Origin of the sequence: Enterobacter sp. N18-03635, from assembly GCF_004006055.1 — a bacterium.
GTDB classification, from domain to species: domain Bacteria; phylum Pseudomonadota; class Gammaproteobacteria; order Enterobacterales; family Enterobacteriaceae; genus Enterobacter; species Enterobacter vonholyi.
This window is the reverse complement of record NZ_CP034769.1, coordinates 1,598,831-1,622,963: the sequence shown is the minus strand read 5'-3', so window position 1 is coordinate 1,622,963 and position 24,133 is coordinate 1,598,831. Positions and strand designations below refer to the sequence as shown.

The 24,133-nt window shown below is 54.2% G+C and carries 26 protein-coding genes and 2 tRNA genes; 17 read left to right on the top strand and 11 right to left on the bottom strand.

The annotated features are described in order from the left end of the window. Positions 1-88: transfer RNA gene (locus tag ELK40_RS08360), tRNA-Ser, on the bottom strand. Positions 89-365: 277 nt separating this feature from the next. On the opposite strand from ELK40_RS08360, the gene ELK40_RS08355 reads away from it, so the two are divergent. The 6 genes from ELK40_RS08355 to ELK40_RS08335 all read left to right on the top strand — a co-directional run bounded on the left by ELK40_RS08355 (position 366) and on the right by ELK40_RS08335 (position 5,504). After that, positions 366-1,502, top strand: a complete 1,137-nt coding sequence (locus tag ELK40_RS08355; RefSeq protein ID WP_115874670.1) for a D-alanyl-lipoteichoic acid biosynthesis protein DltD — start codon at positions 366-368, stop codon at positions 1,500-1,502. Then, complete coding sequence (locus tag ELK40_RS22970; RefSeq protein WP_256371422.1) at positions 1,499-1,621, top strand: hypothetical protein; 123 nt, start codon at positions 1,499-1,501, stop codon at positions 1,619-1,621. The genes ELK40_RS08355 and ELK40_RS22970 overlap by 4 nt, the downstream gene beginning before the upstream one ends. A gap of 9 nt (positions 1,622-1,630) precedes the next feature. Next, complete coding sequence (locus ELK40_RS08350; protein ID WP_127732755.1) at positions 1,631-2,749, top strand: MBOAT family O-acyltransferase; 1,119 nt, start codon at positions 1,631-1,633, stop codon at positions 2,747-2,749. Then, on the top strand, positions 2,746-4,179 hold the full coding sequence (locus tag ELK40_RS08345; RefSeq protein WP_127730315.1) for an AMP-binding protein: 1,434 nt from the start codon (positions 2,746-2,748) through the stop codon (positions 4,177-4,179). Before ELK40_RS08350 ends, ELK40_RS08345 begins: the two co-directional genes overlap by 4 nt. A 17-nt stretch (positions 4,180-4,196) precedes the next feature. Beyond that, positions 4,197-4,415, top strand: coding sequence for an acyl carrier protein (locus tag ELK40_RS08340; protein WP_008499867.1), 219 nt, complete (start codon positions 4,197-4,199; stop codon positions 4,413-4,415). A 252-nt stretch (positions 4,416-4,667) separates the two neighbouring features. Next, a complete protein-coding gene (locus ELK40_RS08335) occupies positions 4,668-5,504 on the top strand; it encodes an alpha/beta hydrolase (RefSeq protein WP_115874666.1) in 837 nt (278 codons plus the stop codon). Positions 5,505-5,610: 106 nt separating this feature from the next. Here the strand turns inward: ELK40_RS08335 and ELK40_RS08330 are convergent, their stop codons facing one another. The 3 genes from ELK40_RS08330 to ELK40_RS08320 all read right to left on the bottom strand — a co-directional run bounded on the left by ELK40_RS08330 (position 5,611) and on the right by ELK40_RS08320 (position 8,019). Beyond that, positions 5,611-5,868, bottom strand: a complete 258-nt coding sequence (locus ELK40_RS08330; RefSeq protein WP_063453335.1) for a YjhX family toxin — start codon at positions 5,866-5,868, stop codon at positions 5,611-5,613. Positions 5,869-6,158: 290 nt separating this feature from the next. Next, positions 6,159-6,246 (bottom strand) — tRNA-Ser (locus tag ELK40_RS08325). A gap of 144 nt (positions 6,247-6,390) precedes the next feature. Beyond that, a complete protein-coding gene (locus ELK40_RS08320) occupies positions 6,391-8,019 on the bottom strand; it encodes an ABC transporter substrate-binding protein (RefSeq protein WP_127730313.1) in 1,629 nt (542 codons plus the stop codon). A 270-nt stretch (positions 8,020-8,289) separates the two neighbouring features. Between ELK40_RS08320 and yccA the strand changes: the two genes are divergently transcribed. Then, complete coding sequence (gene yccA, locus ELK40_RS08310) at positions 8,290-8,949, top strand: FtsH protease modulator YccA (RefSeq protein WP_023335168.1); 660 nt, start codon at positions 8,290-8,292, stop codon at positions 8,947-8,949. A gap of 54 nt (positions 8,950-9,003) precedes the next feature. Here yccA and ELK40_RS08305 read toward each other — a convergent pair whose 3' ends face one another. Both ELK40_RS08305 and ELK40_RS08300 read right to left on the bottom strand, forming a co-directional pair. After that, positions 9,004-9,480 carry a hypothetical protein gene (locus tag ELK40_RS08305; protein ID WP_111964528.1) on the bottom strand — a complete coding sequence of 159 codons (477 nt, stop codon included), beginning with the start codon at positions 9,478-9,480 and terminating at the stop codon, positions 9,004-9,006. Then, a complete protein-coding gene (locus tag ELK40_RS08300) occupies positions 9,477-10,232 on the bottom strand; it encodes a winged helix-turn-helix domain-containing protein (RefSeq protein ID WP_111964529.1) in 756 nt (251 codons plus the stop codon). Before ELK40_RS08300 ends, ELK40_RS08305 begins: the two co-directional genes overlap by 4 nt. Before the next feature lie 308 nt (positions 10,233-10,540). Here ELK40_RS08300 and ELK40_RS08295 point away from each other — a divergent pair, with 308 nt between their 5' ends. From ELK40_RS08295 to tusE, 6 genes are all read left to right on the top strand, one after another. Beyond that, complete coding sequence (locus ELK40_RS08295; protein ID WP_111964530.1) at positions 10,541-11,284, top strand: fimbrial protein; 744 nt, start codon at positions 10,541-10,543, stop codon at positions 11,282-11,284. A gap of 75 nt (positions 11,285-11,359) precedes the next feature. Next, positions 11,360-11,866, top strand: coding sequence for a CS1 type fimbrial major subunit (locus tag ELK40_RS08290; RefSeq protein ID WP_021240847.1), 507 nt, complete (start codon positions 11,360-11,362; stop codon positions 11,864-11,866). A gap of 72 nt (positions 11,867-11,938) precedes the next feature. Further along, a complete protein-coding gene (locus tag ELK40_RS08285) occupies positions 11,939-14,656 on the top strand; it encodes a TcfC E-set like domain-containing protein (RefSeq protein ID WP_127730311.1) in 2,718 nt (905 codons plus the stop codon). 1 nt (position 14,657) lies between these two features. After that, positions 14,658-15,815, top strand: coding sequence for a CfaE/CblD family pilus tip adhesin (locus tag ELK40_RS08280; RefSeq protein WP_127730309.1), 1,158 nt, complete (start codon positions 14,658-14,660; stop codon positions 15,813-15,815). Between the two features lie 10 nt (positions 15,816-15,825). Beyond that, complete coding sequence (locus tag ELK40_RS08275) at positions 15,826-16,377, top strand: LuxR C-terminal-related transcriptional regulator (RefSeq protein ID WP_126302784.1); 552 nt, start codon at positions 15,826-15,828, stop codon at positions 16,375-16,377. 69 nt (positions 16,378-16,446) lie between these two features. Further along, complete coding sequence (tusE, locus tag ELK40_RS08270) at positions 16,447-16,776, top strand: sulfurtransferase TusE (protein WP_111964534.1); 330 nt, start codon at positions 16,447-16,449, stop codon at positions 16,774-16,776. Here the strand turns inward: tusE and yccX are convergent. Genes yccX through ELK40_RS08255 form a run of 3 tightly spaced genes read right to left on the bottom strand, consistent with a single transcriptional unit; the run spans position 16,773 to position 18,422 of the window. Next, complete coding sequence (gene yccX / locus ELK40_RS08265) at positions 16,773-17,054, bottom strand: acylphosphatase (RefSeq protein WP_029739909.1); 282 nt, start codon at positions 17,052-17,054, stop codon at positions 16,773-16,775. The two genes, tusE and yccX, sit on opposite strands and share 4 nt — an antisense overlap. Positions 17,055-17,065: 11 nt before the next feature. Beyond that, on the bottom strand, positions 17,066-17,854 hold the full coding sequence (locus ELK40_RS08260) for an AraC family transcriptional regulator (protein WP_127730307.1): 789 nt from the start codon (positions 17,852-17,854) through the stop codon (positions 17,066-17,068). Positions 17,855-17,864: 10 nt separating this feature from the next. Next, complete coding sequence (locus ELK40_RS08255; protein WP_127730305.1) at positions 17,865-18,422, bottom strand: kinase inhibitor; 558 nt, start codon at positions 18,420-18,422, stop codon at positions 17,865-17,867. 173 nt (positions 18,423-18,595) lie between these two features. On the opposite strand from ELK40_RS08255, the gene rlmI reads away from it, so the two are divergent. Together rlmI and hspQ are read left to right on the top strand one after the other, a co-directional pair. After that, positions 18,596-19,786: a 23S rRNA (cytosine(1962)-C(5))-methyltransferase RlmI gene (gene rlmI, locus ELK40_RS08250; RefSeq protein WP_014883260.1), complete on the top strand. Its 1,191-nt coding sequence runs from the start codon at positions 18,596-18,598 to the stop codon at positions 19,784-19,786. Positions 19,787-19,846: 60 nt separating this feature from the next. Beyond that, positions 19,847-20,164, top strand: coding sequence for a heat shock protein HspQ (hspQ, locus tag ELK40_RS08245; RefSeq protein WP_008499919.1), 318 nt, complete (start codon positions 19,847-19,849; stop codon positions 20,162-20,164). Between the two features lie 37 nt (positions 20,165-20,201). On the opposite strand, the gene ELK40_RS08240 is transcribed toward hspQ, so the two are convergent. Next, a complete protein-coding gene (locus ELK40_RS08240; protein WP_008499920.1) occupies positions 20,202-20,615 on the bottom strand; it encodes a CoA-binding protein in 414 nt (137 codons plus the stop codon). 173 nt (positions 20,616-20,788) lie between these two features. Here ELK40_RS08240 and ELK40_RS08235 point away from each other — a divergent pair, with 173 nt between their 5' ends. Beyond that, positions 20,789-21,451, top strand: a complete 663-nt coding sequence (locus tag ELK40_RS08235) for a DUF2057 family protein (RefSeq protein ID WP_127730303.1) — start codon at positions 20,789-20,791, stop codon at positions 21,449-21,451. Between the two features lie 80 nt (positions 21,452-21,531). Next, positions 21,532-21,990, top strand: a complete 459-nt coding sequence (gene mgsA / locus ELK40_RS08230; RefSeq protein ID WP_045330803.1) for a methylglyoxal synthase — start codon at positions 21,532-21,534, stop codon at positions 21,988-21,990. Positions 21,991-22,049: 59 nt separating this feature from the next. Here the strand turns inward: mgsA and helD are convergent, their stop codons facing one another. Further along, positions 22,050-24,104, bottom strand: coding sequence for a DNA helicase IV (gene helD, locus ELK40_RS08225; RefSeq protein WP_127730301.1), 2,055 nt, complete (start codon positions 24,102-24,104; stop codon positions 22,050-22,052). Positions 24,105-24,133: the final 29 nt, after the last annotated feature.

Sequence of the window (24,133 nt, the reverse complement as noted above, 5' to 3'; positions counted from 1 at the left end):
TGGCGGAAGCGTAGAGATTCGAACTCTAGAACCCTTTCGGGTCGCCGGTTTTCAAGACCGGTGCCTTCAACCGCTCGGCCACGCTTCCAAAGTGAGGCGCACTATAAACATCTATTAGCGCCTTGTAAAGCAGGAATTTTTCTATTTTTCCCCACAGGCGTTTGACTGCGCAAAAAGTCACCCAAACGCTGACTTCACATCACTCTCCGCGACCTTGTACATACCGTAACATAGCAACGCTCATCGTTTTAAAACGCTCTGGTATAGAATGCCACAAAAATAAACGGTCATTTGTTGTGTAATTGTTATAAATCTGAGTAGCCACAGATTTAGAAATTACTGCCATGCAGTGTTACTGGTTGATGATGAAAATCAAAAATTCGCTTTGCTTACATATCCTGATGGCGACGCTGGCCATTTTGTTTCTCTGTGTTCACCCGCTGGTGACGAGTTTCGATCCGCCGCTCACCTTCCAGCCGCTGATTAAATCAATGGCGGGCACGCCTAAAGAACAGGCGGAAAAAATTGCCACTATTTCTCATGCCTTAGAAGGGAATGCTATTTTCTTCATTGGCGCGTCTGAGGTTGCCACCTCAGAAGATGAACATTACGCTGTATATAATTACTTTAATAAGCAATTACACAAACCCGTCGTGGCGTATGGCGATGCGTTTGTCGATGATGAAACGCAATTTTTACTATTCTCACGCTTTAAAAATAGCCTTAACGCAAACAGTAAAGTTGTTTTGCTGCTGGCGCCTGACAGCTTTTACTCAAAAGGGCTGCCACCGGCTATTTATGCCGATAATTTCCCCGGCTCTATTTTTAATCCACTGATGAAGGATCCGCAGGCGCGCCCGCTGCTGGTTAATTATTTAAAGCATATTGATAGTAAAGAAATAAGCCATTTAACCTTTGGCCAAATGCGCGTCTTTGGCTGGCATCCCGATCTGATCTGGGACGAGCTGAGCTTCCAGTTTGCGAATGTCTGTACCATGATAAAAAACGACTGGCTGTCACTGCTCAACATTAGGCCCCAGACGGTTCAGACCTGGCCGCCGCAGCCAGCCACCCACATTATCCCTGACTGGGATAAAGAGCTGGCGAATGCCCGCGAGTTAAATAAAAAACGCCAGCAGAGCGCGGCCACCCTGTGGATGGACAAAACGATTTACGAAGAGGACGGTACGCGGCAACAGTGGGACGACACGCCGGTCGTGCCTGCGCAAATCGCCGCTTTCAGTAAAACCGTCCAGCTGCTGAAAGAACATCACGTGCAGGTGATTGCTATCGTCGACCCGGTTAACCCCTGGGCGCTTTACAACACCGATACCTTCCGCCCCGTTGATAAGCAAATTAAAACCATTCTGGAAAAGAACCAGATCCCCTATTTAGATATGTACGCCATGCCTTATCAGAATGGCTGGAACTGGGATCGTTTGCACCCTTCCGAACTGGCCTGGGTTCCTATGATTCGCTTTATTGCACAGAGTTTTAAATGATGAAAATTGCGATCCGTCTTTTTTTCCTTTATCTCCTGCTGGCGATTACCGTCGTCGCGTGGACCTCTGTCGATGACAGCATGAGTATGCAGCTGCATTTTGAATATCAAAAGTTCTGAGGCCGAATGATGTATAGCTCAGGAATGTTTTTTGTCTATTTGTTTTCATCCGCCCTGGCGTTTGCGCTGGTCAATCGCGTATTACGCCATCGCCTGACGTATTTATCGGCCTTATCCGTCCTGGCCGCATTAGGCTGGGGCTATATTTTTCAGGGTGATTACCGTGTTCCCGCGGTCGTTTTTTTTAGTTTTTACCTTGTCGCCGCGTTGAAAGAAAAAGGATGGTTAAAAACCTGGCAGGCGATTGTGTTAACGCTGCTTCCTTTATTTTTGGTGAAACTGCACGTTAATCACCATCTCGGCATGATCGGCCTCTCTTTTATGACGTTCCGCGCGGTGGACGTGCTGCTCTATCGCAGTAAAAAAGAAGGGCAGAATTTCCTGCACTATTTCTGCTATCTGTTTATGCCCTTTATTATTCTGGCGGGCCCAATGTACCGCTGGCGGACATGGATGAGCGACGTCAGCAAGCCCGTCTTTGCTCTTACTCGCGAACAGTTTTTAGTGGCGCTGGAGCAAATCATTACCGGCATTATCCAGAAGTTCCTGTTTGCGATGCTGGTTGACTCACTTGTCGTGCAGCCCTGGAGCCATAAGCCGTTTACGCTGACCGTGGGCGTGGTGATGTCGATTGCCTATAGCGCCTATCTGTACTTTGATTTTGCGGGCTACAGCAATATGGCCATCGGCGCAGGCCGCCTGTTTGGACTCAACATTCCGGCAAACTTCAATATGCCGCTTCTGGCAAAGAACCCGCAGGATTTCTGGCGCCGCTTCCACATCAGCCTGTCTGAATGGCTGCGCGATGTGGTCTTTATGCCCGTTTATATGAACCTGATGAAGTTCAACTTTTTCCGTCAGAACAAAACGCTGGCGCAAAATATCGGTATTTTTTGCACCCTGTTCTGCATGGGGGCATGGAATGGCCTGGAACGCCATTACGTCATCAGCGGCGCGCTGTTTGGCGGCATTTCTGTCGCCCATAACATGCTGCTGTGGTCAGCCAAACGCAGCCCGACGTTACACCGCGGGTTGCAGTATCCGGCCGTTGCGTTTTTGGGACGCATTCTGACGCTGGGAAGCGCCGCGGGCTCCCTTTACATCTTTAGTGGAATGTCACCTCTATGAAAAATCACTCCGATCTTCAGGAAATGCACGATTTCTTGCGTGCGGCATTATGCGATCCCGCCTCCCCGCAGCAGCCGGCCATCAGCGGCAGCGACGAAGCCTTAAGCTGGCTGCAGCTTTCCGCGGCCGTGACGAACTGGGCGCAGCGCTATCAGCGTTGCCAGCCTGTTGCCGGTACGCCGGTCGTCTTGTACGGACACCAGCAGGCCGAGTTCGCCGTGGCGATTTATAGCTGCCTGCTGCACAACATTCCGTATATTCCGGTGGACTGCATTTACCCGCAGGAGCGCCTGCGGGAGATCTGCCATCTGGCCAGCGCCCCTTACTATTACGACGTCGCGACCCGGCAGTTTATCGCTACGGGTGAACCGGGCAAGGTGCTGGAGGAGCAGGATCTGGCCTATATCATGTTTACCTCAGGCAGTACCGGCAAGCCTAAAGGGGTGCAGATTGGACGTGAAAGCGTATGGCACTTCATGAAATGGGTCAGCCAGGACTTTTCGCTGCCGGAAAAACCGGTGCTGATGAACCACGCGGTGTTCAGTTTTGACCTCTCCCTGATCCCTTTGCTGGCGAATCTGGCGATGGGTGGACACATCGTGCTGAACGCCAAAGAAGACATTCAAAAAGAGAACTGGCTGGAGCGACTGAAAAGCAACGCCGTCTCCGCCTGGGTTTCCACCCCCTCTTTTGCTTACCAGCAGCTGCTTTCCCCGCAGTTTAACAGCGAGTATTTACCTGAACTCAACGTCTTTATCTTCATTGGTGAAGTGTTGAATAAAGCGCTGGTTAAACAGCTTCGCCGCCGCTTCCCGCAGGCAAAAATCATTAACTCCTATGGTCCAACGGAAGCAACCATCGCGACCACCGTGGTTGAAATCACGGATGAGATCCTGAACAGCGACAGCGCCGTGCTGCCGGTGGGGGTCATGATGCCTGAGAGCAGAATGGAAATTTCCGCTGAAGGCGAGCTGATTATCTGGGGTAAAAACGTCATGCGCGGCTACCTCGGCCTGCCGCAGGAGAACGCAGAAAAATTACTCCGTCGGGAAAATGAAGCATTTCGCGGTTACCGGACCGGCGATTTGGGCTATGAAGCGGGACTTATCTACTGCCAGGGCCGCAACGATAGCCAGGTCAAACTGAATGGCTACCGTATTGAAATTAACGAGATTGAAAACCGCCTGCTGGCCATGTCCGGCATCAACGAAGCGGTGGTTCTGCCGCTGATGAAATCCTGCGGCAGCGTGCTGCGCATTGCCGCGTTCTGCGTGACCGATATGGCGCCGGATACCATCAAAACGTCGCTGTCTAAGGTGGTTCCGCACTATATGGTGCCTTCACAAATTATCGTAAAAGACGCTTTGCCGCTGAATCCCAACGGCAAAATTGACCGCAAGCTGCTGGACGCTTACGCCCGCACAAATTAATGACTCCAGGAAAAATTATGGAACAAGAAATTCTCGCCCTGTTCGAAAAAGTGTTATCCCGTAAGGTGGGCTTTCACGATGAACTGATTGAATCCGACATTCTCGACTCCATCCTGGCGGTCGATATGGTGCTGGAAGTGCAGGACGTTTACGGCTGTATGATCCCGCCAACTGACGTAGCGACGGTGCTGAAAACCCCGGCTGACCTGGCCCGCTATATTGAAGAAAACCGCTAAACGCCCCTGCAGTTAATGCTGCCCTGAAGGCTCTGGAGGATCTCCCCAGAGCCTTTTTTCGTTCCCCCCTCCCGCCTGAAAGCAAAACGCTGCCTTTCACAGGAATGAAACCCACTGCTTTTACTATTTCACCTACACTTTAGGGGTACTGTCGGTACGGGAAACAGAAAAAAGCCAACTTAATTAAGGCATTAATGATTCGCTCTCCACCCGGGTTGCGATCGTTTTGCCTTTAACAGAGGAGTCTGCAGTATGGCATTCGTAACCACGAAAGACGGCGTCAACATTTACTACAAAGACTGGGGCCCCAAAGAGGCCCAGCCCATTGTCTTCCACCACGGTTGGCCGCTGAGTGCCGATGACTGGGATAACCAGATGCTCTTCTTCCTTGCTGAAGGCTATCGCGTTATCGCTATCGATCGCCGCGGTCACGGGCGTTCGGACCAGGTGAGTGAAGGGCACGATATGGATCATTATGCGGCCGATGCGTCAGCCGTGGTTGAAAGCCTGGATCTGCGTAATGCCGTGCACGTCGGTCACTCCACCGGCGGCGGCCAGGTCGCCCGCTATGTTGCCCGGTACGGCCAACCGCAGGGGCGCGTTGCCAAAGCGGTGCTCGTCAGCTCTGTTCCGCCTCTCATGGTCAAAACGGAGACTAACCCCGGCGGAACGCCGATCGAGGTTTTCGATGGCTTCCGCAAAGCGCTGGCGGCTAACCGCGCCCAGTTTTATCTCGACGTCGCCAGCGGTCCTTTCTACGGTTTTAACCGTGAGGGAGCCGAGGTTTCACAGGGTACGATTCAGAACTGGTGGCGTCAGGGCATGATCGGCAGCGCCAAGGCCCACTATGAGGGGATTAAGGCGTTTTCTGAAACCGATCAGACGGAAGATTTAAAAACCATCACGGTTCCCGTTCTGGTGATGCAGGGCGACGACGATCAGGTCGTGCCGTATAAGAATGCCGCCCTGCTGCAGGACAAGCTGCTGGCGAACAGCGTACTGAAAATTTATCCGGGCTTCCCGCACGGGATGCATACCACCCATGCGGATACTATCAACGCGGACATTCTGGCTTTTATTCGCTCATAACGCTGCGTTTCTTGCCGGATGGCGCTGCGCTTACCCGGCCTACATTCCGCCACGATATCCAGTTCAATGCATGAACGCCACCCGAGGGTGGCGTTGTCTATTTCGCTTAGCGATTATCCAGCTGGGCGCGAACGTTGTTCAGCCCGGTGGTGTTGATCCGATAAGGTTGCCCGTTCACGGATCGGATCAGCTTTTTGGTGCGGAGTTTTTTGAAGACGCTGAGCGTGCAGTCGCTCAATATCAGCCCTTCACGAGTATAGCACTCTACGGACGTAACGCGGCCGGAACTGTCGCGGACGTGCACAATACGCCCACCTTTGGCGAGAACGTGTAAGGTACGTTGTTCCTGACGGGATAAATTCATACTGGAAAACCTGTGTAATCATCATGCGTAAAAACGAGCCCACACCCGCAGGTGCGTGCGTAAGGTTTAAGCGCAGCGATAACCAGTCCGTCCTGAAAAGGTCGGGAAACTGATTATCTGATGAAAACATTCTCCAGCATCAAAGCCTCGATGAGAGATGAAAAGGTATTTACGGGGTGAATAATAGCGCCTGATTTTTGCGGGGAAATAACGGGGTCTTGAAAGTGTGAGGCGGATCGGTCAATCCAAAACAAAAACCCCAGGTTCACAAGTAACCTGGGGTTTATATCTGGCGGAAGCGCAGAGATTCGAACTCTGGAACCCTTTCGGGTCGCCGGTTTTCAAGACCGGTGCCTTCAACCGCTCGGCCACACTTCCTAAGTGAGGCGAACTATAAACACCTCACCGCGTGCTGTAAAGAGTGGCTGCACTCGTTCGCTGTAAAAATAGTCAAAACGTGTTTAATCGGTTGAACTGACGACACATCGACGATTTTATCAGCACAGTCTCCCGCGCTCAGGCTTAGTGTTTTTTGATGTACATGTCTTTGGTGTAATAGTACCCCAGCTTATCCGGCGTAAACCCACCCACCCACGGTTTCACCAGGTGCGTGCGAACGTAGTGATACACCGGAATGGCCGGCACATCGCGCCCCAGCAGATCTTCCGCCTGCTGGTAGAACTTACCCCGCTCTTCCGTTGTTTTGGCTTTTGCGGCATTCACCAGCGCCTGGTCGTATTCCGGATTACTGTACTGGCTGGTGTTTTCGCTGTCGCCGGTGCGGAAGGTGTTCAGGAAGGTCGCGGCATCGTCGTAATCGGCAATCCACGCGTACCGCACCGCGTCAAAGTTGTGGGTGTGCATGGTATCCAGCATGGTTTTCCACTCCTGATTTTGCAGCTTCGCCTCCACGCCGAGGTTCTTTTTCCACATGGAACTGGCGGCAATTGCGATGCGCTGGTGCGATTCAGAGGTGTTGTAGAGCAGGTTGAAGCGCAGAGGGTGGCTTTCGTTGTACCCGGCCTCGTTGAGCAGTTTTTTCGCCTCAGCGATGCGCTTGTCCTGCGGCCAGCTGGCGTAGTCCGGGTTATGGAGCTTAACGCCGCCAATATCCGGCTGGCTGATGAGCCAGGCCGGGCGCTGCCCCTGCCCTAACACTTTCCCGGCAATGATGTCTTTATCGAGCGCCATGTTCAGCGCCTTACGTACGCGGGCGTCGTTGAACGGCGGCCGGGTGGTATTGAATTCGTAGTAATAGGTCGCCAGCTGCGGAGAAACATCCAGCTGGCTGCCCAGAGTCTTCTTAAGCTGGGCAAACTGGTTGATCGGCACGGTGTACACGATATCAATTTCACCCGCTTTATAGCGGTTCACATCCGCAGCCTCGGAGGTGATAGGCAGATACGTCACCTTGTTGATCACGGTATGATCATTATCCCAGTAGCGCGGGTTGCGCTCCGCCACAATACGTTCGTTGACCACCCACTGTGAAAGCTTATACGCCCCGCTGGTGACGATATGTTCAGGCTTGGTCCACTTGTCGCCAAAGCGGCTAATCAGCACTTTATCCACCGGCACCAGTGACGGGTGCGCCAGCATTGCCAGGAATGCCGCATTAGGCTGAGTCAATGTCACTTCCAGCGTGGTGTCGTTAATGGCTTTCACGCCCAGCGTATCGGGGGCTTTTTTCCCCTGAGCGATATCCGCACCATTTAGGATGTGCATGTTGCCAGGATAGCTGGCATACGGTGAAGCGGTTTTAGGATCAACCAGACGCTGCCAGCTCCAGACCACATCTTCCGCGGTGATGGCAGTGCCGTCGCTCCAGGTGATGCCCGGGCGCAGATGGAACGTCCAGACGGTGTTGTCCTTGTTCTCCCATTTTTCCGCCAGTCGGGGCTGAACTTCACCCGACGGGGAAACGCTGACCAGCCCGTCGAATAAATCACTGATAATATTGAATTCGACGTCGCTTTCGACTTTATGCGGGTCGAGCGAAGCGGGCTCATTACCGTTGTTCCTGACCAGTTCCTGCTTATCGGCCAGCTGCGTTCCTGCCGGCACGTTAGCCGCCCAGGTTGCCGTGCTGGCGCACAGGATCCCTGCGGTAAGTAAAGAGAGCGTAAAGCGCGTGCGTGTTTGTGGTTTCATTTCCTTCGCCTTATTGTCTGTTTTTGTGACGATCCGGAAATAACTCTTAGCGGCCTTATGGTAATAAGGCAATAATTTTCAGTAACCTATAAGAGGTTGATCTGATTAATCGCATCAAACCGCTGTTCATACTGGTGAAATGTATTTATGCAGAAGAAACAACCAGCTCCAGCGCTAACCTGCTGAGTAAAGATGGGTAAAACCACTTTGAGACTGGCGCCCCGTTTCCTATTCTTTCCGTTAATTACATCTGTCATAAGAGAGTGACTCATGGATCGTATAATTACTTCCTCACGCGACCGCACATCGCTACTCAGCACCCACAAGGTGCTGCGCAATACCTATTTCATGCTCAGCCTGACGCTGGCGTTTTCAGCGATCACCGCCACCGCCAGCACCGTGCTGATGCTGCCGTCTCCGGGGCTCATTCTGACGCTGGTGGGTATGTACGGTCTGATGTTCCTGACCTACAAAACCGCTGACAAACCGGTCGGTATTCTGTCGGCGTTTGCCTTCACCGGCTTCCTGGGCTACATCCTGGGACCGATGCTGAACGCGTATCTGTCTGCCGGTATGGGCGACCTTATCGGCATGGCGCTGGGCGGTACCGCGCTGGTATTCTTCTGCTGCTCGGCCTACGTGCTGACCACCCGTAAGGACATGTCCTTCCTCGGCGGCATGCTGATGGCGGGTGTTGTGGTGGTGCTGGTGGGTATGGTGGCCAACATCTTCCTGCAGCTGCCTGCCCTGCATCTGGCGATCAGCGCCGTGTTTATTCTGATTTCTTCCGGCGCGATCCTGTTTGAAACCAGCAACATCATTCGCGGCGGTGAGACGAACTATATCCGCGCCACCGTGAGCCTTTACGTGTCGCTGTACAACATCTTCGTCAGCCTGTTGAGCATCCTGGGCTTCGCCAGCCGCGATTAAGCACAACGGATATTAAAAAGGAGAATGCCTCTGGCATTCTCCTTTTTTTATGCCCTACTCACCCCGGCAAATATAGGTGGGGTAACGCCGGTCCTGAATCAGCCACACGGATGGCGAGAGTTCAGAGATCGTGAGGTAATAACGTGCGGTAGGACTGGCAAAGCTCCCCCACTGTGCATCAGGCGTATTGTCATTGTGCCGACGCCAGGTTTCGGTGTAGCTCAATACAATGACCTTATCGTCGTCCCGCTGCTGCCAGGTAAAGTCCACGTCCCTGTCAACGATCATATTTTGCCCGTCAGCCCTTGCCGCGCCTTTATAGGTAGTTACCCCTGTACCATCCCGGTGAAAATAGAACTGAGCAACGGTATTGACCTTTACTTCGCTGGCTTTTCCCTCATTGCGCGTGAAGTTAAATTCAGTGCTGCAGGCCAGCACATCCTTTTTAAACACACAGCCGGAATAGTAAAATAGCGCCAGGGCACTGCCGACCAATGCGCCACCCAGCCCAAAAAGAAGTTTTATTTTCATTTTTGTGCCCCACTTTTATAACGGATGGTTTTGCACAGGCTGGATTTACTGACCGGGCAAGCGCCAATGAACACCTCATCTGCAGTGGCAATAGAAAAACGGGCGCTGAAATAATAAATGTCGTATTCCTCACGTTCGCACGCCACGTTATTGGCCGTCAGCCGCTCCGCTAATTTCGATAACACCAGCGGTCTTCCGTGATCGTTGATAATCCAGATGCTGCAACGCGCGATTTTCTCCTTAACCGGCATGAGTTTCGCCGGGACGAATATCCCCTGCTGTCGGCTAAAGCAGAAGCTCGCTCCCAATACAGCGACAATCAATACGGCAGGAATCCCCCACCTTTTCAGGGAAGCGGGTCGCCGCTTTTCCTGTTGCGGTGCAGACGGAGGCTGCGGCTCGGCGGTTTGAATATTCTCTCCAGGCTGAAAAATCACATCGGCCTCAAAGCGAAACCCATAACGGGGCACGGTTACGATAAATTCATACCTCTCTCCCAGCGCCTGGAAGCTTTTCCGTAATTCGCTCACCGCTTTATTGAGATTATTTCCCGATGGCGTAAAGCCAAACTCCTCCCACACGCGGGTAATCAATTCCTCCCGACTCAGGTCGTGCCCTTTGTGTTTAATAAATTCCTGTAAGAGGCGAACGGCGGGTGCCGAAAGCGTTAATACAGATTCCGGTTGTCCAACAAGACTTATTGCATGTGCTTCAGGATCAAATAACAACGAATTATTGCATATAAAAAACATCTTTTATTCTCGGCTGTTACCGCATGCTTTTTAATCCCTGGTACATCGACATGAAAATCGCCTCCCGATCTGCTTATTTTTTCATCAGAAGGAATTCTCTCTCCATCCCTGGTCGCGGTATTTTCGCTTAACTATACAACCTTAAAGCCAGAAAAGCAGGATAAAAAACTGTATGTAACGAGTTAATTAATACAAATTTTCACAAACCGCTGTTCTGGTTAAAGTTTCCCTGCCCTGAAGCGATACGTTAGCAGAGGGTGTCCCGTTGTGAATGCTCCGGGAATGAACTCAACGCAGGCGGACCGAAAGTGAAACAGAAAAAAAATGTGAATAAGACAACTGCCTTTTATATCGCTGCGCTGTCACTGCCATTTTTCTCAGAAATGGCACTGGCCAATATGAGCGTGTATCCCATGGAACTTAACGTGGATAAGTCCGGTGCGGCGCAAATTAAGGTGGCCTCAAAAACGGATGATATTCAGTTCATTCGGGTGAGGCAAAAGAAAATTCTTAATCCCGGCACGGCCCAGGAAAAAGAGATTGATGTGGCCTCGTGGAAAGAAGGCGGTGTTGTTGTCACACCGGAAAAATTCGCCCTTGCGGCAGGCGCAATGCGAGTGGTTCGTCTGGTATCGCTTACGCCCCCGGAAAAAGAGACGACCTGGCGCGTCTATTTTGAAGGAGTAAAGCAGCCTGACAGCATTATTCCGGGCAAGGCAGAAAGCCCTGCGGCGACGGCAAGACTGGGTGTCAATGTGATCTGGGGCGCCCTGATCCATCTCGCACCGGAAAAAAGTGTGGTTTCACTGACGATAGACCCTCGCAGGGGCACGTTAAAAAACAACGGCACGTTGCGCGTGCCGCTGAGAGAGATCGGTATTTGTAACGCAGATTCGTCGTGTAAATGGGTTAAAGAAGACGCGACGATTTATCCGGACACCGAACGGAAATTAAAAACGCTCACAAAGACACAAGGCCAGAAATATAAATTCCGCTACTTCAACTGGGTGAATAAAACCGCTGAAGAAGCTGATTTACCCGTCGTGCAATAACACGACGTCACCGTAAAGACCCCAAAGGGTTTGTTTAAAGAGCCAGGGTGCTCATTTGTAAATATGGAGATATCAATGCGTAAGTACTTTAAACCTCTAATGATTGTTGCCGCGATGACCACGTCCGTTAGCGCGCTGGCGATTCAAAAAGATATTACCGTCAACGCCAGCGTTGATTCACAGCTGGATATGACCCAGGCCGATAACACGCCGCTGCCGGCAAGCATCGATATGCAGTACCTGCCTGGCCGCGGTCTGGAAAGCTATCGTCTGAATACCAAGGTGTGGTCTAACTCCGCCACCAGCAACGTGAAAGTCCGTCTGGTGAGCGCCGCGAAGCTGGCGAATGCCGACGGCGCTGAGACCATCCCAATGACGGTGAAGCTGGGCGATAAAACCCTCTCTACCGCAGATGTTGAATACACCGGTACCGAACTGTTCCCGGGAAGCATCGAAAACGGTTCAGCGGTACTTCCGCTGACCATTTCCCAGACCACCAAAGGCATTCTGAAAACCGGTCAGTACAGCGGCGTTGTCAGCCTGATGCTGACGCAGGCGACTACCACGGAAGGCGGTGCGTAACAACACAGCACCTAAGGAATAACGTCAGAGGGTGCCCACCCTCTGACGTCAGGATGATGTCGAGGCTCGTTCATGGCGTTTCACAGAAATACCCTCCTCTTTGTTGCTTTGTTACCCGCTTCCATCCAACTCGCCTGCGCCGGGATGGCCGTCCCGGCAGGTTTTGAAGATCTGGCGAAAACGCAGCGCCTGTGGACAGAGGTCAACCTCTACGGCGAGTCGCTTGGACTTTTTGAAACGGATATCACCCTTGAAACGGTGAGCTTTGTCGCACCTGAAACCGTGGTTGCGGCCATCAAACGACGGTTCAATGACGCCCCTGCACTCGTTGCCACCGTGTCTGCCGCGCTGGCCGTTCCGCTTGCCCGTAACGGCAACCTGGCCTGCAGCAGCAACGGCTCCGCAGCAGGCTGCGATTACATTGATACCGACCGCGCGGCCATTATCTATGACGAGAATAACGCCCGCATTAGCCTGTTTTTGGACAAGAAATTTCTGCCTAAAGCCATCGCGGAAAATCAGTGGTATCAGCCCACGCAGGACACTGAAAATGCGCTGATCCATCAGCAGAACATTAACTTCGTTGCCGACAGGGATTATCAGTCGGCTACCGTGCAGGGCAACGGCGCGCTGGCGCTCACGCAGGACGGCTATGTTAATCTCGACTGGACCTGGCTGGGACAGCGTTCACGGCGTCAGCAGCAGCAGGAGATAACCGTCAACAACGCCTGGTTCCGCCAGGATATCTTGCGTCAGTACTATGTCCAGCTAGGCGAGATGGATACCCGCGATCTGTTCAGTAATGCTGGCGGAAATATTAACCTCAGCCAGCTGCCGCTGGGCAAAATTCGCGGCCTGCGCACGGGATCGACAAGGGCGTGGATAAATCCGGTTCAGCAGTCGAAGGGAACCCCTGTTACCGTGCTACTTTCCCATGACGCGCGTATCGACGCCCGCCGGGGCAATCAGCTTCTGGCGAGCTTTTATCTGAATGCCGGGGCGCAAACCCTGGACACGCGATCGTTCCCGGACGGGAGCTACACCGTGACGCTCTCCATCTATGAAAATAACCGGCTGACGCGCACCGAGCAGGTGCCGTTTACCCGAACCGGCATTACGCCATTCGACCGCGTCGAGTGGTTCCTGCAGGCGGGCGAAACCGACAACAGCGAACAAAACGAAGAACGCCGTGCGGTTGCGCAGGCGGGCGTACGCCTGCCCCTGACCCCGTCGCTGGCGCTAACCAGCGGCGCAACGTTCAAGAAAAACCAGCGTTTCCTGGAAAATGCGATCGACTGGAGCCGGGGCTTCAACGCGGGCCCGATCGATGGCGTGCTGAGTACCCGGTTTAGCTACCTTTACGGCAGCGAAGGCCAGCGAGGCAATATCCAGCAAATCAGCTACAACGACGGTTTTTCACTTAGCCTCTATCGCAACGCGCTATCAGCGGAAAACTGCAACACCCGAAGTACAGGGTTTGATGCCGTGAACGGCTGTTATCGCACCCTCTCGGTGATGTTCTCCGTCCCGGTCGGCGCCTGGTATGCGAGCCTGGGGTATTCGGATAACCGCAACGAAGGACGGTACGTTTCACGTCGGGAGCTCCCGGACAGCGACGATCGCCACGATGCGGGTTTGCCGTGGGAATCAGTCTATATGACCCGCTCGCGTACGCGGGCCTGGCAGGGTGGCCTGAGCAAGGCCTTCAGCCCCCATGGTCTGAACATTAACAGCAGCATTAACCTGTTCATGCGTAACGATGACTCACGCGAAGGCAGGGATAAAGGCGGCTACCTGAGCGTGAGCCTGTCCATGACGCATAACCGTCAGGGCGATGCATCAAGCTACACCTCTCTGGGCGCGACATGGCAGCACCAGCAACGTGAAAAAAACCAGCTGAGCTACAGCGTGGCGCATAACTGGTATGCCGATGCCCGCGGCGAAAATGAGTACGGCCTTAGCGCATCGGGCATTAACAGCGACTCGCTGAATACCTCAGCCTATACGCGCCAGGGCGGGCGATATGGCAACGGCAGTCTTACCGTCAGCGACGCCTGGGATCGTCAGGATCGGCGCCATACGCTGAGCAGCAGCGGCAACTACAGCTCGACCCTTGCGCTGTCGCGTTCTGGCCTGTGGCTGGGCCGCTGGAGCGACGGTCGCCCTGCTTCCGCCGTCGCGGTGAACGTGACCACGCCGGAAGATGCTCAGGATCCGCGCGTGGCCGTGTCGCTGGATAACGGCGGCAGCGCAGATATTCCGGGCAATAGCCGCGCCCTCTTCGCGGTGCCGGGCTATCAGCAGACAACGTTGACGGTTAACGAATCGCTGGATGTCTCACGAGGAGCCAGCAGTGAAATCACGCAAGGATCGGGCAGCAGAACGCTGTTTATGGTGCCTGGCAAACTGCTGCGCCGGGAGGTGCAAACCACCGCAAGCTACACCTGGCTCGGCCAGTTAACCGACGAGCGTCATTCGCCGTTTATCGGCGGCGTGCCGCTGAACGTGAACGGCTGGAGCGACCTTGGCAACGGCGGGTTTAGCGCCCAAAGCGACGCCCTGCTGCATAACCTCTACCTGGTGCGTCAGCAGCAGTTTTATCAGTGTGCGCTGAACGTGAAGAGTATGCGCGACGTGGTGCGTTACGTCGGGTCGATCCCCTGTAAGGAGTTAACCTTCTCCGCCCTGCCGGATGCCGTCCAGCAGCAGGCACAGCTGATGCTGGCCGGACGGTCGGTTCCTGCTGGCCCGACTGCCATGAACACCGATAGCCTCACAAAAGGGAAATGATGTGATTAAGTGCCTCTTTATTTTACTGTTCTTAAGCCTGTGGGCCAGCCAGACGCTGGCAGGCTCTCCCGCGGGACGAAACACCAGCGTAGGGATCAGCTTCGATCGCACCGCGCCGCCCGCGCGTTTTGACATCTGGTTTCATGAATCGGGCGGCTTTGACGCCGCAGATCCGCAAAAGTGGGGACGCAATACCCTGACCTGTCAGTCCCGTACCGATACCACGAACGGCGCCTGCATGAACTCACCGGTCTGGTTCTCGGCAAACCCGGCCGCGCCCTATGCCATCAATTTACGTTTCACGCATACCCTCACCGGCAAGACGGCGGATATCAAGGTGTATGGCGATCACTACATGTTTATCAACAACAAAGTGTTTACCTTTGCCAGCTTCGTGACAGGGGGAACGGCCACCATCGCTGACTGGAACAGAGAGCCTTATTTCGATTTCTATATCGTGAAAAGCGAACTGGATAAGCTCGCCCTGCCGGGGATCTGGACCGCCACGCTGAAGCAGAACCTGCGTCAGTGGGGAAGCGCCGACTGCGGCGGCAACTTCAATGACGTAAATGTCGGTTGTCCTGGCTATCTCACCATCGCCAAATGGCAGGCAAATATTCGCATTGAGGTGGTCGACCCGGGAAACCAGCAGATATATCTGCCAGCCTTTCCGCACTCAACGCCCATCGTTAACCTCAACCTGACCAACTTCCCGGGGCGACCGGGAGGCAGTGAGATCCAGGGTGAGAACTCGCTGGATATGTGCCTGTACGACGGCAATAACAGTACCAGCACCCGCGCCTACCTTCGGTTTGAGGACGACGGACTTACGTCAGCGGGCCGTGCAGATGGCGCGTTTTCTATCAGGCGACGTGGCGGTAGCCAGACCGATGCGCGGGATCGTCTCGATTATCGGGTCTCCGTCACCAATCCAATAACAGGCGCAACCGAAACCGTCTCGAACGGTAAAACCCTTGTCTGGCAAGGCACAAACGATCCGCAGTATCTGCGTCAGGTCGTGCTGCCCGGCGGACGCGAGAGCGTACTGTGCATTCCTGCACCGATTATCCTGAAAACCCCCGCGTTTGCTGCCAGCAGCAAAAACGCGGGCGACTACACCGGCACGCTGCGCGTTATCTATACGCCCAGCACGATATAACGAGGTCACCGTGAGTTACGCCATTCTCGACAACAATCGATTTTACGCCGAAGGGTTGCGCTATGCGCTGCTGCGTCGGGGCGTCCAGCCAGAGGTCATAAGCGATACCGTACAATGGCAGCCAACGCTGCTTACCCGCCGCGTGGTTGTCGTACGCTGTCGTTTTTCCGTTGCGGGTACGCATCAGGCACTGATTAACATTTTACTCAGACTGGAAGCCGCCCGCTGGCAAGGCAGCCTTTATCTGGTCTGCAATGAAAAAGGGTGGGCGCTGGCGACGCATTTACGCAAGCGTTTCGGTACGCTAACGCTTTATATCATCGACGACAGGATCGCCGTTGCCGATGCGGCGTATTTGCTGGCAAAAGAGCCCCGTCGCGTTCGAAGTCTTGACTGCTGTCTTACCGGCCTTGAATTCAACGTGCTCGATCTGATGCTTACCGGGTTGCCGGTACGCCACATTGCCATCATGACGCGTATGTCTGAGAAACAGGTTTCGACCCATAAATGCAACGCGCTGAAAAAGCTTAATGCCAATAATCTGCTGCAGCTCCTCCTGTAGGGCACGGTTTATCCTGCGGCCTCTTTTTTGCTACACTGTCGCCGGTTTTTTCACACACGACAGAAAATTATGTTCATTTTTGCAGGCCAGGAAATTGAGACCGATAGCGAAGGCTATCTGAAAGATACGACGATCTGGAGCGAACCGCTGGCGGAGAAAATTGCGGAAAACGAAGGGATAACCCTCTCTCCAGAACACTGGGAAGTGGTGCGTTTTGTTCGCGAGTTCTATCTTGAATTCAACACCTCTCCGGCCATCCGCATGCTGGTCAAGGCGATGGCCAATAAGTTCGGTGAAGAGAAAGGCAACAGCCGCTATCTGTATCGTCTGTTCCCGAAAGGCCCGGCAAAACAGGCCACCAAAATTGCTGGCCTGCCTAAGCCGGTGAAGTGTATTTAATACCGAATACCGAAGTTTACGTATTCGCGCCCCGGTTGATGGGGTTCAGTTAAGACCTTATCAACCCGCGCGCTGCGCGGCCCACCCGCTTTCAGCCACGCCACCAGCTTGTCGACCTGCTCCGCTTCGCCGCAGGCGACCACTTCGACGCTTCCGTCGTCCATGTTGCGCGCGTATCCCGTTAGCCCAAGCTCAACCGCTTCGCGCTGGGTGCTGTAGCGGAACCCGACGCCCTGAACAACGCCGTGAACCCAGGCAATAGTGCAGACTTTAGACATTCTTCTTCTCCTTAACGTAGCGTTTTCGGTAAGCAGCCATAGTGTTGCCGGAAACGGGCAGTGAAACGAGAGCTGGAAAGATACCCACATTGTAATGCGATTTCGCCGATCGGTAATCGGGTTGACTGTAGCTGTGACAAAGCCACGGCCATCCTCACCTCCTCGACAATCTGGCGAAAACTCTGTGACTCCTCGCGTAACCGTCTGCGCAGCGTCGGTACGCTCAGGGCCAGACGGCTGGCAACGTCCTGCGCGGTCCAGGCTCTGGCGGGCGACAGCATAATGAACTGTCGCACCTGCTCGGTCAGGTTACTGTTTCGCTCAACAAGCAGCGGACCCGCCACACCGTCATGCAGCAGGGCCAGCAAAAGGCCGAAAGCCTGATGCTTTTGTAGCGCCTCCGGTAAATCCTGACGGACGGCGTGCAGCAGGTTGTCCCACATAAATGCCAGCCCCTCGCTCAGCGGAGCACAGAGCGAATGCAGCGTCGTGCGCGGCCAGGATTTCAGGTAATGCGCTTTAAACTCGGCAACAATTTCCGGCGATAACATTAGCAAATCCGAGTGAAACAGCCCGTTTACAGGCTGATTGATAATTTCCATCGACGTATTGGCCGGGATAATAATGAGCTCATCCCGTGTCGCCTCCAGGCGGTTATCATCCTGAACAATCACCTTACTGCCGTGAGTGATATGACAAATAGCCGGAAAAAAAAGTTTAACCTGGTGCAGGCGATGCATTTTGCTGGCAGTCACTTCACCCGCTGTAAGATGTTTATGTCGAAAATGAAACTCCTGCACCCTGCCATCCTTATCTGCTATAGGTTGCTGTTAACTGAGCCTTTGCCAGAGCGTGACTGTTGAGCATAAAACCGACCAGCGCGCCGCTGGCATTGTTGTCGACGGGCAGTTTATCCACGTCCAGCGCCCAGACGGTAATCTGATAGCGATGAGGCTTGTCCCCTTCGGGTGGACATGCGCCGCCGAATCCAGAATAGCCGAAATCATTACGCCCCTGCACAGTGCCGGCAGGTAATTTCTCGCCGTTCGGATTACCGGCATCAGCAGGCAGCGTCATTGTCTTCGCCGGAATATTGGCTACTGTCCAGTGCCACCAGCCGCTGCCGGTAGGTGCATCCGGGTCATATACCGTAACGGCAAAACTTTTCGTACCGGCGGGGGGATTCTTCCATGCCAGCTGTGGTGAAGTATTTCCACCGTGGCAGCCGAACCCCTCAAACACCTGCCGTTGCGCTAACCGTCGTTCGCCGGAAATATCCCGGCTGGTGATGCCGAAAGGCGTTGCCGCTAAAACCTGAGAACTCATTGCCGCCAGAGCGGCTATTGCGATTACACTGTGCTTTTTCATGGGTATTTCCTTTGCTGAACCGGAAGCCCTAAGATAAAGCACGCAACAATGCCCCAATGTGCCTAAGCGATTTGATTTTGTGCCGAAACGCTCAACGGCATCCGCAGATGATTGCGCCTTGCTGAATGTGGTAATCTACGCGCCATTTCCTGAAATCGACAGAACAGCAAATTATGAGTGTACGTTTAGTGTTAGCCAAAGGGCGCGAGAAATCATTACTGCGCCGTCATCCCTGGGTCTTTTCCGGCGCGGTTGCCCGTATGGAAGGCAAAGCCAGCCTCGGTGAAACCATTGATATCGTTGACCATCAGGGGAAATGGTTAGCGCGAGGCGCTTACTCGCCAGCGTCCCAGATCCGTGCCCGCGTCTGGACGTTTGATAAAGATGAAACCATCGATATCGACTTCTTCGTTCGCCGTCTGCAGCAGGCACAGCAGTGGCGTGAGTGGCTGGCAAAACGCGACGGGCTGGACAGTTACCGCCTGATTGCCGGTGAGTCCGACGGGCTGCCAGGTGTAACCATCGATCGCTTCGGCAACTTCCTGGTGCTGCAACTTCTGAGCGCTGGGGCGGAATACCAGCGTGCCGCGCTGATTAGCGCCCTGCAAACTCTGTTCCCGCAGTGTGCCATTTACGATCGCAGCGATGTGGCGGTGCGTAAAAAAGAGGGTATGGAACTGACGCAAGGTCCTGTGACCGGCGAACTGCCGCCTGCCCTGCTGCCGATTGAAGAGCACGGCATGAAGCTGCTGGTGGATATTCAGGGCGGGCACAAAACGGGTTATTACCTCGACCAGCGAGACAGTCGTCTGGCTACGCGTCAGTACGTTGCCGACAAACGCGTGCTGAACTGCTTCTCCTATACCGGCGGTTTTGCCGTTTCAGCTCTGATGGGCGGCTGCGCCCAGGTTGTCAGCGTGGATACCTCGCAGGAAGCGCTGGACGTGGCAAAACAGAACGTCGAGCTGAACAAGCTGGATCTGAGCAAAGCGGAATTTGTACGCGATGACGTGTTCAAGCTGCTGCGTAAATATCGCGATCAGGGCGAGAAGTTCGACGTCATCGTGATGGATCCACCAAAGTTTGTGGAAAATAAAAGCCAGCTGATGGGCGCGTGCCGTGGGTATAAAGATATCAACATGCTGGCCATCCAGCTGCTGAACCCGGGCGGGGTTCTGCTCACGTTCTCCTGCTCCGGCCTGATGACCACAGATTTATTTCAGAAAATCATCGCCGACGCCGCAATAGATGCTGGCCGTGATGTACAATTTATAGAGCAGTTCCGTCAGGCAGCCGATCATCCCGTGATTGCTACCTACCCGGAAGGACTGTATCTGAAAGGGTTTGCCTGTCGCGTCATGTAACTTGAAAAGAGAAATATTGCCCGCACATAACGTGTAAGTCGTATTTCCCGGGAGGTGACTATGATTGCCAGCAAATTCGGTATCGGCCAGCAGGTCCGCCACACTTTGCTCGGGTATTTGGGTGTGGTCGTGGATATCGACCCGGAGTATTCCCTTGATGAACCGTCAGCAGACGAGCTGGCGGTGAATGCAGAGCTTCGCGCCGCGCCCTGGTACCATGTGGTGATGGAAGGTGATGACGGGCAACCCGTCCACACCTACCTTGCCGAAGCGCAGCTGAGTAGCGAGCTGCAGGAAGAGCATCCGGAGCAACCCACTATGGATGAACTTGCTCAGACTATCCGCAAACAGTTACAGGCTCCGCGCCTGCGGAACTAAGCGTGTAAAAAAAGCCCGATGAACGGGCTTTTTTTTATTACTTCGCCAGCCCCAGACGGGGGATATCGATCGCCGGACAGCGGTCCATGACGACGTTCAGCCCCGCATCCCGCGCCAGCACCGCAGCCTGCTCGTTAATCACGCCCAGCTGCATCCACAGCGTTTTCGCCCCGACGGCAATAGCGTCCTGCGCCACTTCCCACGCTGCCTCGGAGTTTCGAAAGACATCAACCATATCAATTTTTTCCGGCACGTCAGCGAGCGTGGCATACCCCTGCTGACCCAGTAAGGTTTTTCCCGCCACTTTTGGCGAGACCGGGATGACGTGATAGCCCTGATCGAGAAGGTATTTCATTACCCGATAGCTTGGACGATCGGGTTTATCGCTCGCGCCCACCAGCGCAATGGTACGCGTGGATGTCAGAATCTCGGCAATATCGTTCTCTTTCATGGTTTTTCTCCTGGCTTTTTTAAAAGTGTACGCCAAACCGCACATCTCAACCATCCATCCCATACAGATGCATGAGGGCAAAACGGCGAAATATGTCTATATGTTAGTAAACGTGATTATCGAAAAATTTAGATACATTAATGCGGCGACAGGATTTCTGACGGGAGCCTTTTATGAAAACCGGTATTGCCACTGCTCTGATTGCGTTAGTGATGCCGGTCTGGGTTTTTGCTACCACGCTCCGGCTCTCTACCGACATTGATCTCCTTGTACTGGACGGAAAAAAGGTCTCCAGCTCGTTATTGCGCGGTGCAGACAGCATCGAGCTGGATAACGGGCCGCATCAGCTGGTATTCAGGGTGGAAAAATCGATCGGTCTGGCGAATCACGAGCAAAGGATGTACATCTCGCCGCCGCTGATCGTCAGCTTTAATACCCGGCAAATCAGTCAGGTGAATATCACCCTGCCTCGCCTTGAAACGGAGAAGGAATCTGCGGCCTTCGACGCTTCACCCCGCGTTGAACTGCTGGACGGGGATGCGATGCCGATTCCGGTGAAGCTGGATATTCTGGCGTTGACGACCTCACCGAAAGGCCCGGATTACGAGGCAGCGACCCAGACCTATAACAAAGCGGGTAAACGCGCATCGCTTCCTCAGTTTGCCACCATGATGGCTGACGACAGTACGCTGCTTTCCGGCGTCTCAGAACTGGACGTTATTCCTCCCCAGTCCCAGACCCTGACGGAACAGCGCCTTAAGTTCTGGTTCCAGCAGGCCGATCCCGACACGCGGGCCCGTTTTTTACAGTGGGCAAAACAACAACCTTCATCATAAGCCACATTTTTTACGCCTTTCTCTTGCAGCGTCAGACGGTTCCCGTCATCGTGTAGTCAGTTAACCTGATGGATATGATTATGGAACTGACAACACGCACGCTACCTGAGCGCAAACACATTGCTCTTGTAGCGCACGATCACTGTAAACAAATGCTGCTTAACTGGGTTCGCCGCCATCAGTCTTTGCTGGAAAAACACGCCCTGTCGGCGACCGGTACAACCGGTAATCTGATCCAGCGCGAAACGGGTCTGCAGGTGAATGCGATGCTGAGCGGCCCGATGGGCGGCGATCAGCAGGTCGGCGCGCAGATTTCCGAAGGGAAAATTGATGTGCTGATCTTCTTCTGGGACCCGCTGAACGCGGTTCCGCACGATCCGGATGTCAAAGCGCTGCTGCGCCTGGCGACGGTGTGGAATATTCCGGTGGCGACGAACCTGTCGACGGCGGATTTCATCATCGAATCGCCGCAGTTTAACTCACCGGTAGATATCCTTATTCCGGACTATCAGCGTTATCTTTCAGAGAGATTGAAGTAGCTTTTTTAGCCGGGTGGCGGCTACGCCTTACCCGGCCTACCCATCCTTGCCCGACGGCGTTATGGCTTCCGCGCCACCGGCACATCTATACTCTTCAATATATCGACAAACACGGATGGCTCCTCTTTATTGAACAGCAGCCACACGCGATGGCGCGCGCGGGTCATTGCCACATACAGCAAACGCCGCTCTTCGGCATCCGGGAAATCTTCCGGCTCCGGCAGCAGGGCCTGTTCCATCACCGACTCGCGGGCCGAGGCCGGGAAACCGTCGCTCCCCTCTTTCAGCCCCACCACGATCACATAATCGGCCTGCTGCCCTTTGCTGGCATGAATCGTCATAAATTCAAGCTGCAGTTTCGGCCAGCGGGTGGCGCCTTTTTCCAGCGCCTCAGGTTTAAGGTGATGGTAGCGTGCCAGCACCAGGATACGCTCATCGGGCTTCGCGTAGCCGCTGAGCTTGTCCAGCAGCGGTTCCAGCTGATCGTCCGCCAGCAGGGTCACTGCTTTTTTATCCCCAGGCCGCAGGCTATTGAGCGGTTTTGCCAGCTGATGCGGGTTCTGCTGGATAAAGCGGTTGGCGATTTCACCAATCCGTGAATTGAAGCGGTAGGTCGTGTCCAGATCGCTGCGATCGCCTTCGCCAAAATAGTGGTGGAATGCGGTCGTCAGCGAAAGCTGTGCCCCGCTGAAGCGATAGATGGCCTGCCAGTCGTCACCCACCGCAAACAGAGAGGTATGTTTATTTTGTGCCCGCAGCGCCGAGAGCAGAGCCGCACGCTGTGGAGAAATATCCTGGAACTCATCCACCAGAATATGTTTCCACGGGCTGACAAAACGTCCCTTTTCAAGAATGATGATGGCTTGATGGATCAAACCGGAGAAATCGACCGCATTTTCTTCTTTCAATGCTGTTTTCCAGGCCTTCAGCAGCGGAGCCATCAGCTTGACCCGCTTCGAAAACAGCTCGCGGATTGCCTCCGGCGCGCTTTCAATCATCTCAGCCTGCGATCCGCCGTGCATTCGCATCAGGCTGACCCAACGGTCAAGTCGCGAACCCAGCCGACGCGCCAGTTTGTCATCCTGCCAGAAACTGCCCTCTGGCACCTCCCAGTTAAGCTCCTCTTCCAGCCACTGACGCCACCCTTTCGCCTGCGCCTTTTTCTCGCTGCACTGCTGGCGCCACGTTTTGATGAACAGCGCCTGACGCGCCTGCGCGTCGTTTTCCAGCTTACTGATGGACGGCACTTTTTTACTGCCCTGCTGAATAATATGTAGCGCAAGGGCATGGAATGTTCTGGCCGTGATATCCCGGGTGTGCAGGCGCTCCTGGATCCGTTCGTCCATCTCCTGCGCGGCCTTACGGCCAAAGGCCAGAAGCAGGATTTGATCGGCAACCGCTTCCCCGGTCGTCAGCAGCCAGCCGGCACGCGCGACCAGCACCGACGTTTTTCCGCTACCGGCTCCCGCGAGCACCAACTGCGACTGCTCGCCGTTGACCACCGCGCGCGCCTGAGCCGGATTGAGCGGTGAAGATTCCACCGTACTGAAAAAATCGGCGTATTGGGTAAGCATGGCATCCGTCCAGGCCTGGTTATGGGCGAGACGGCTTTTATCCTTTTCATTCAGCCAGGCCTGACACTGGCGCCAGGCGTCGCGACAGTTGTCAAACTCGTCGAGACGCGTCACGGAGAGCGGCAGCGCCGAGAGTGCCTGCCGGATCTTTTGCTGCAGGCCGGCAGTCTGCTGACGGGTCAGCCACGCGTGCTGCGCGTTGCTCTGGGCGATATCGTCCAGCACCTGCTGCAGCACCTGGGCGGCAATCACGCTCATATCCTGGCTCCACTGCTGCCAGAGTGCGTTCAGATGATGATGGAAACGCTGGGTTTCCGCCCACTCGGTGCCATGAAGGCGCACGACTTTATCGTCAGGCAGAACGAACTCCAGCTCGCCCCACACCAGACCGCGTTTGCAATGAATAGCCAGAAGCTGATTAAACGGAATAAGGTATTCGTGGCGTTCCCCGGAGACTTTCACCCCGGCATTAAGGAGAACAACCCTGTCGTAAGGGTGTTGTGCCAGGCGTTTGCCCAGCGACGTTGCTTTCAGTTCCATGTTCCGCCAAATCCACGAAGAGATAATTT

Excerpts from the sequence above, each read along its gene's own strand:
- ELK40_RS08340 (WP_008499867.1), top strand. The coding sequence starts at position 4,197 with ATGGAACAAGAAATTCTCGCCCTGTTCGAAAAAGTGTTATCCCGTAAG.
- rlmI (WP_014883260.1), top strand. The coding sequence starts at position 18,596 with ATGAGTGTACGTTTAGTGTTAGCCAAAGGGCGCGAGAAATCATTACTG.
- yccA (WP_023335168.1), top strand. The coding sequence starts at position 8,290 with ATGGATCGTATAATTACTTCCTCACGCGACCGCACATCGCTACTCAGC.
- ELK40_RS08355 (WP_115874670.1), top strand. The coding sequence starts at position 366 with ATGAAAATCAAAAATTCGCTTTGCTTACATATCCTGATGGCGACGCTG.
- ELK40_RS08285 (WP_127730311.1), top strand. The coding sequence starts at position 11,939 with ATGGCGTTTCACAGAAATACCCTCCTCTTTGTTGCTTTGTTACCCGCT.
- ELK40_RS08255 (WP_127730305.1), bottom strand. The coding sequence starts at position 18,422 with ATGAAAAAGCACAGTGTAATCGCAATAGCCGCTCTGGCGGCAATGAGT.
- yccX (WP_029739909.1), bottom strand. The coding sequence starts at position 17,054 with ATGTCTAAAGTCTGCACTATTGCCTGGGTTCACGGCGTTGTTCAGGGC.
- ELK40_RS08330 (WP_063453335.1), bottom strand. The coding sequence starts at position 5,868 with ATGAATTTATCCCGTCAGGAACAACGTACCTTACACGTTCTCGCCAAA.
- mgsA (WP_045330803.1), top strand. The coding sequence starts at position 21,532 with ATGGAACTGACAACACGCACGCTACCTGAGCGCAAACACATTGCTCTT.
- hspQ (WP_008499919.1), top strand. The coding sequence starts at position 19,847 with ATGATTGCCAGCAAATTCGGTATCGGCCAGCAGGTCCGCCACACTTTG.
- ELK40_RS08300 (WP_111964529.1), bottom strand. The coding sequence starts at position 10,232 with ATGTTTTTTATATGCAATAATTCGTTGTTATTTGATCCTGAAGCACAT.
- ELK40_RS08335 (WP_115874666.1), top strand. The coding sequence starts at position 4,668 with ATGGCATTCGTAACCACGAAAGACGGCGTCAACATTTACTACAAAGAC.
- ELK40_RS08240 (WP_008499920.1), bottom strand. The coding sequence starts at position 20,615 with ATGAAAGAGAACGATATTGCCGAGATTCTGACATCCACGCGTACCATT.
- tusE (WP_111964534.1), top strand. The coding sequence starts at position 16,447 with ATGTTCATTTTTGCAGGCCAGGAAATTGAGACCGATAGCGAAGGCTAT.
- ELK40_RS08350 (WP_127732755.1), top strand. The coding sequence starts at position 1,631 with ATGTATAGCTCAGGAATGTTTTTTGTCTATTTGTTTTCATCCGCCCTG.
- ELK40_RS08235 (WP_127730303.1), top strand. The coding sequence starts at position 20,789 with ATGAAAACCGGTATTGCCACTGCTCTGATTGCGTTAGTGATGCCGGTC.
- helD (WP_127730301.1), bottom strand. The coding sequence starts at position 24,104 with ATGGAACTGAAAGCAACGTCGCTGGGCAAACGCCTGGCACAACACCCT.
- ELK40_RS08345 (WP_127730315.1), top strand. The coding sequence starts at position 2,746 with ATGAAAAATCACTCCGATCTTCAGGAAATGCACGATTTCTTGCGTGCG.
- ELK40_RS08290 (WP_021240847.1), top strand. The coding sequence starts at position 11,360 with ATGCGTAAGTACTTTAAACCTCTAATGATTGTTGCCGCGATGACCACG.
- ELK40_RS08305 (WP_111964528.1), bottom strand. The coding sequence starts at position 9,480 with ATGAAAATAAAACTTCTTTTTGGGCTGGGTGGCGCATTGGTCGGCAGT.
- ELK40_RS08320 (WP_127730313.1), bottom strand. The coding sequence starts at position 8,019 with ATGAAACCACAAACACGCACGCGCTTTACGCTCTCTTTACTTACCGCA.
- ELK40_RS22970 (WP_256371422.1), top strand. The coding sequence starts at position 1,499 with ATGATGAAAATTGCGATCCGTCTTTTTTTCCTTTATCTCCTGCTGGCG.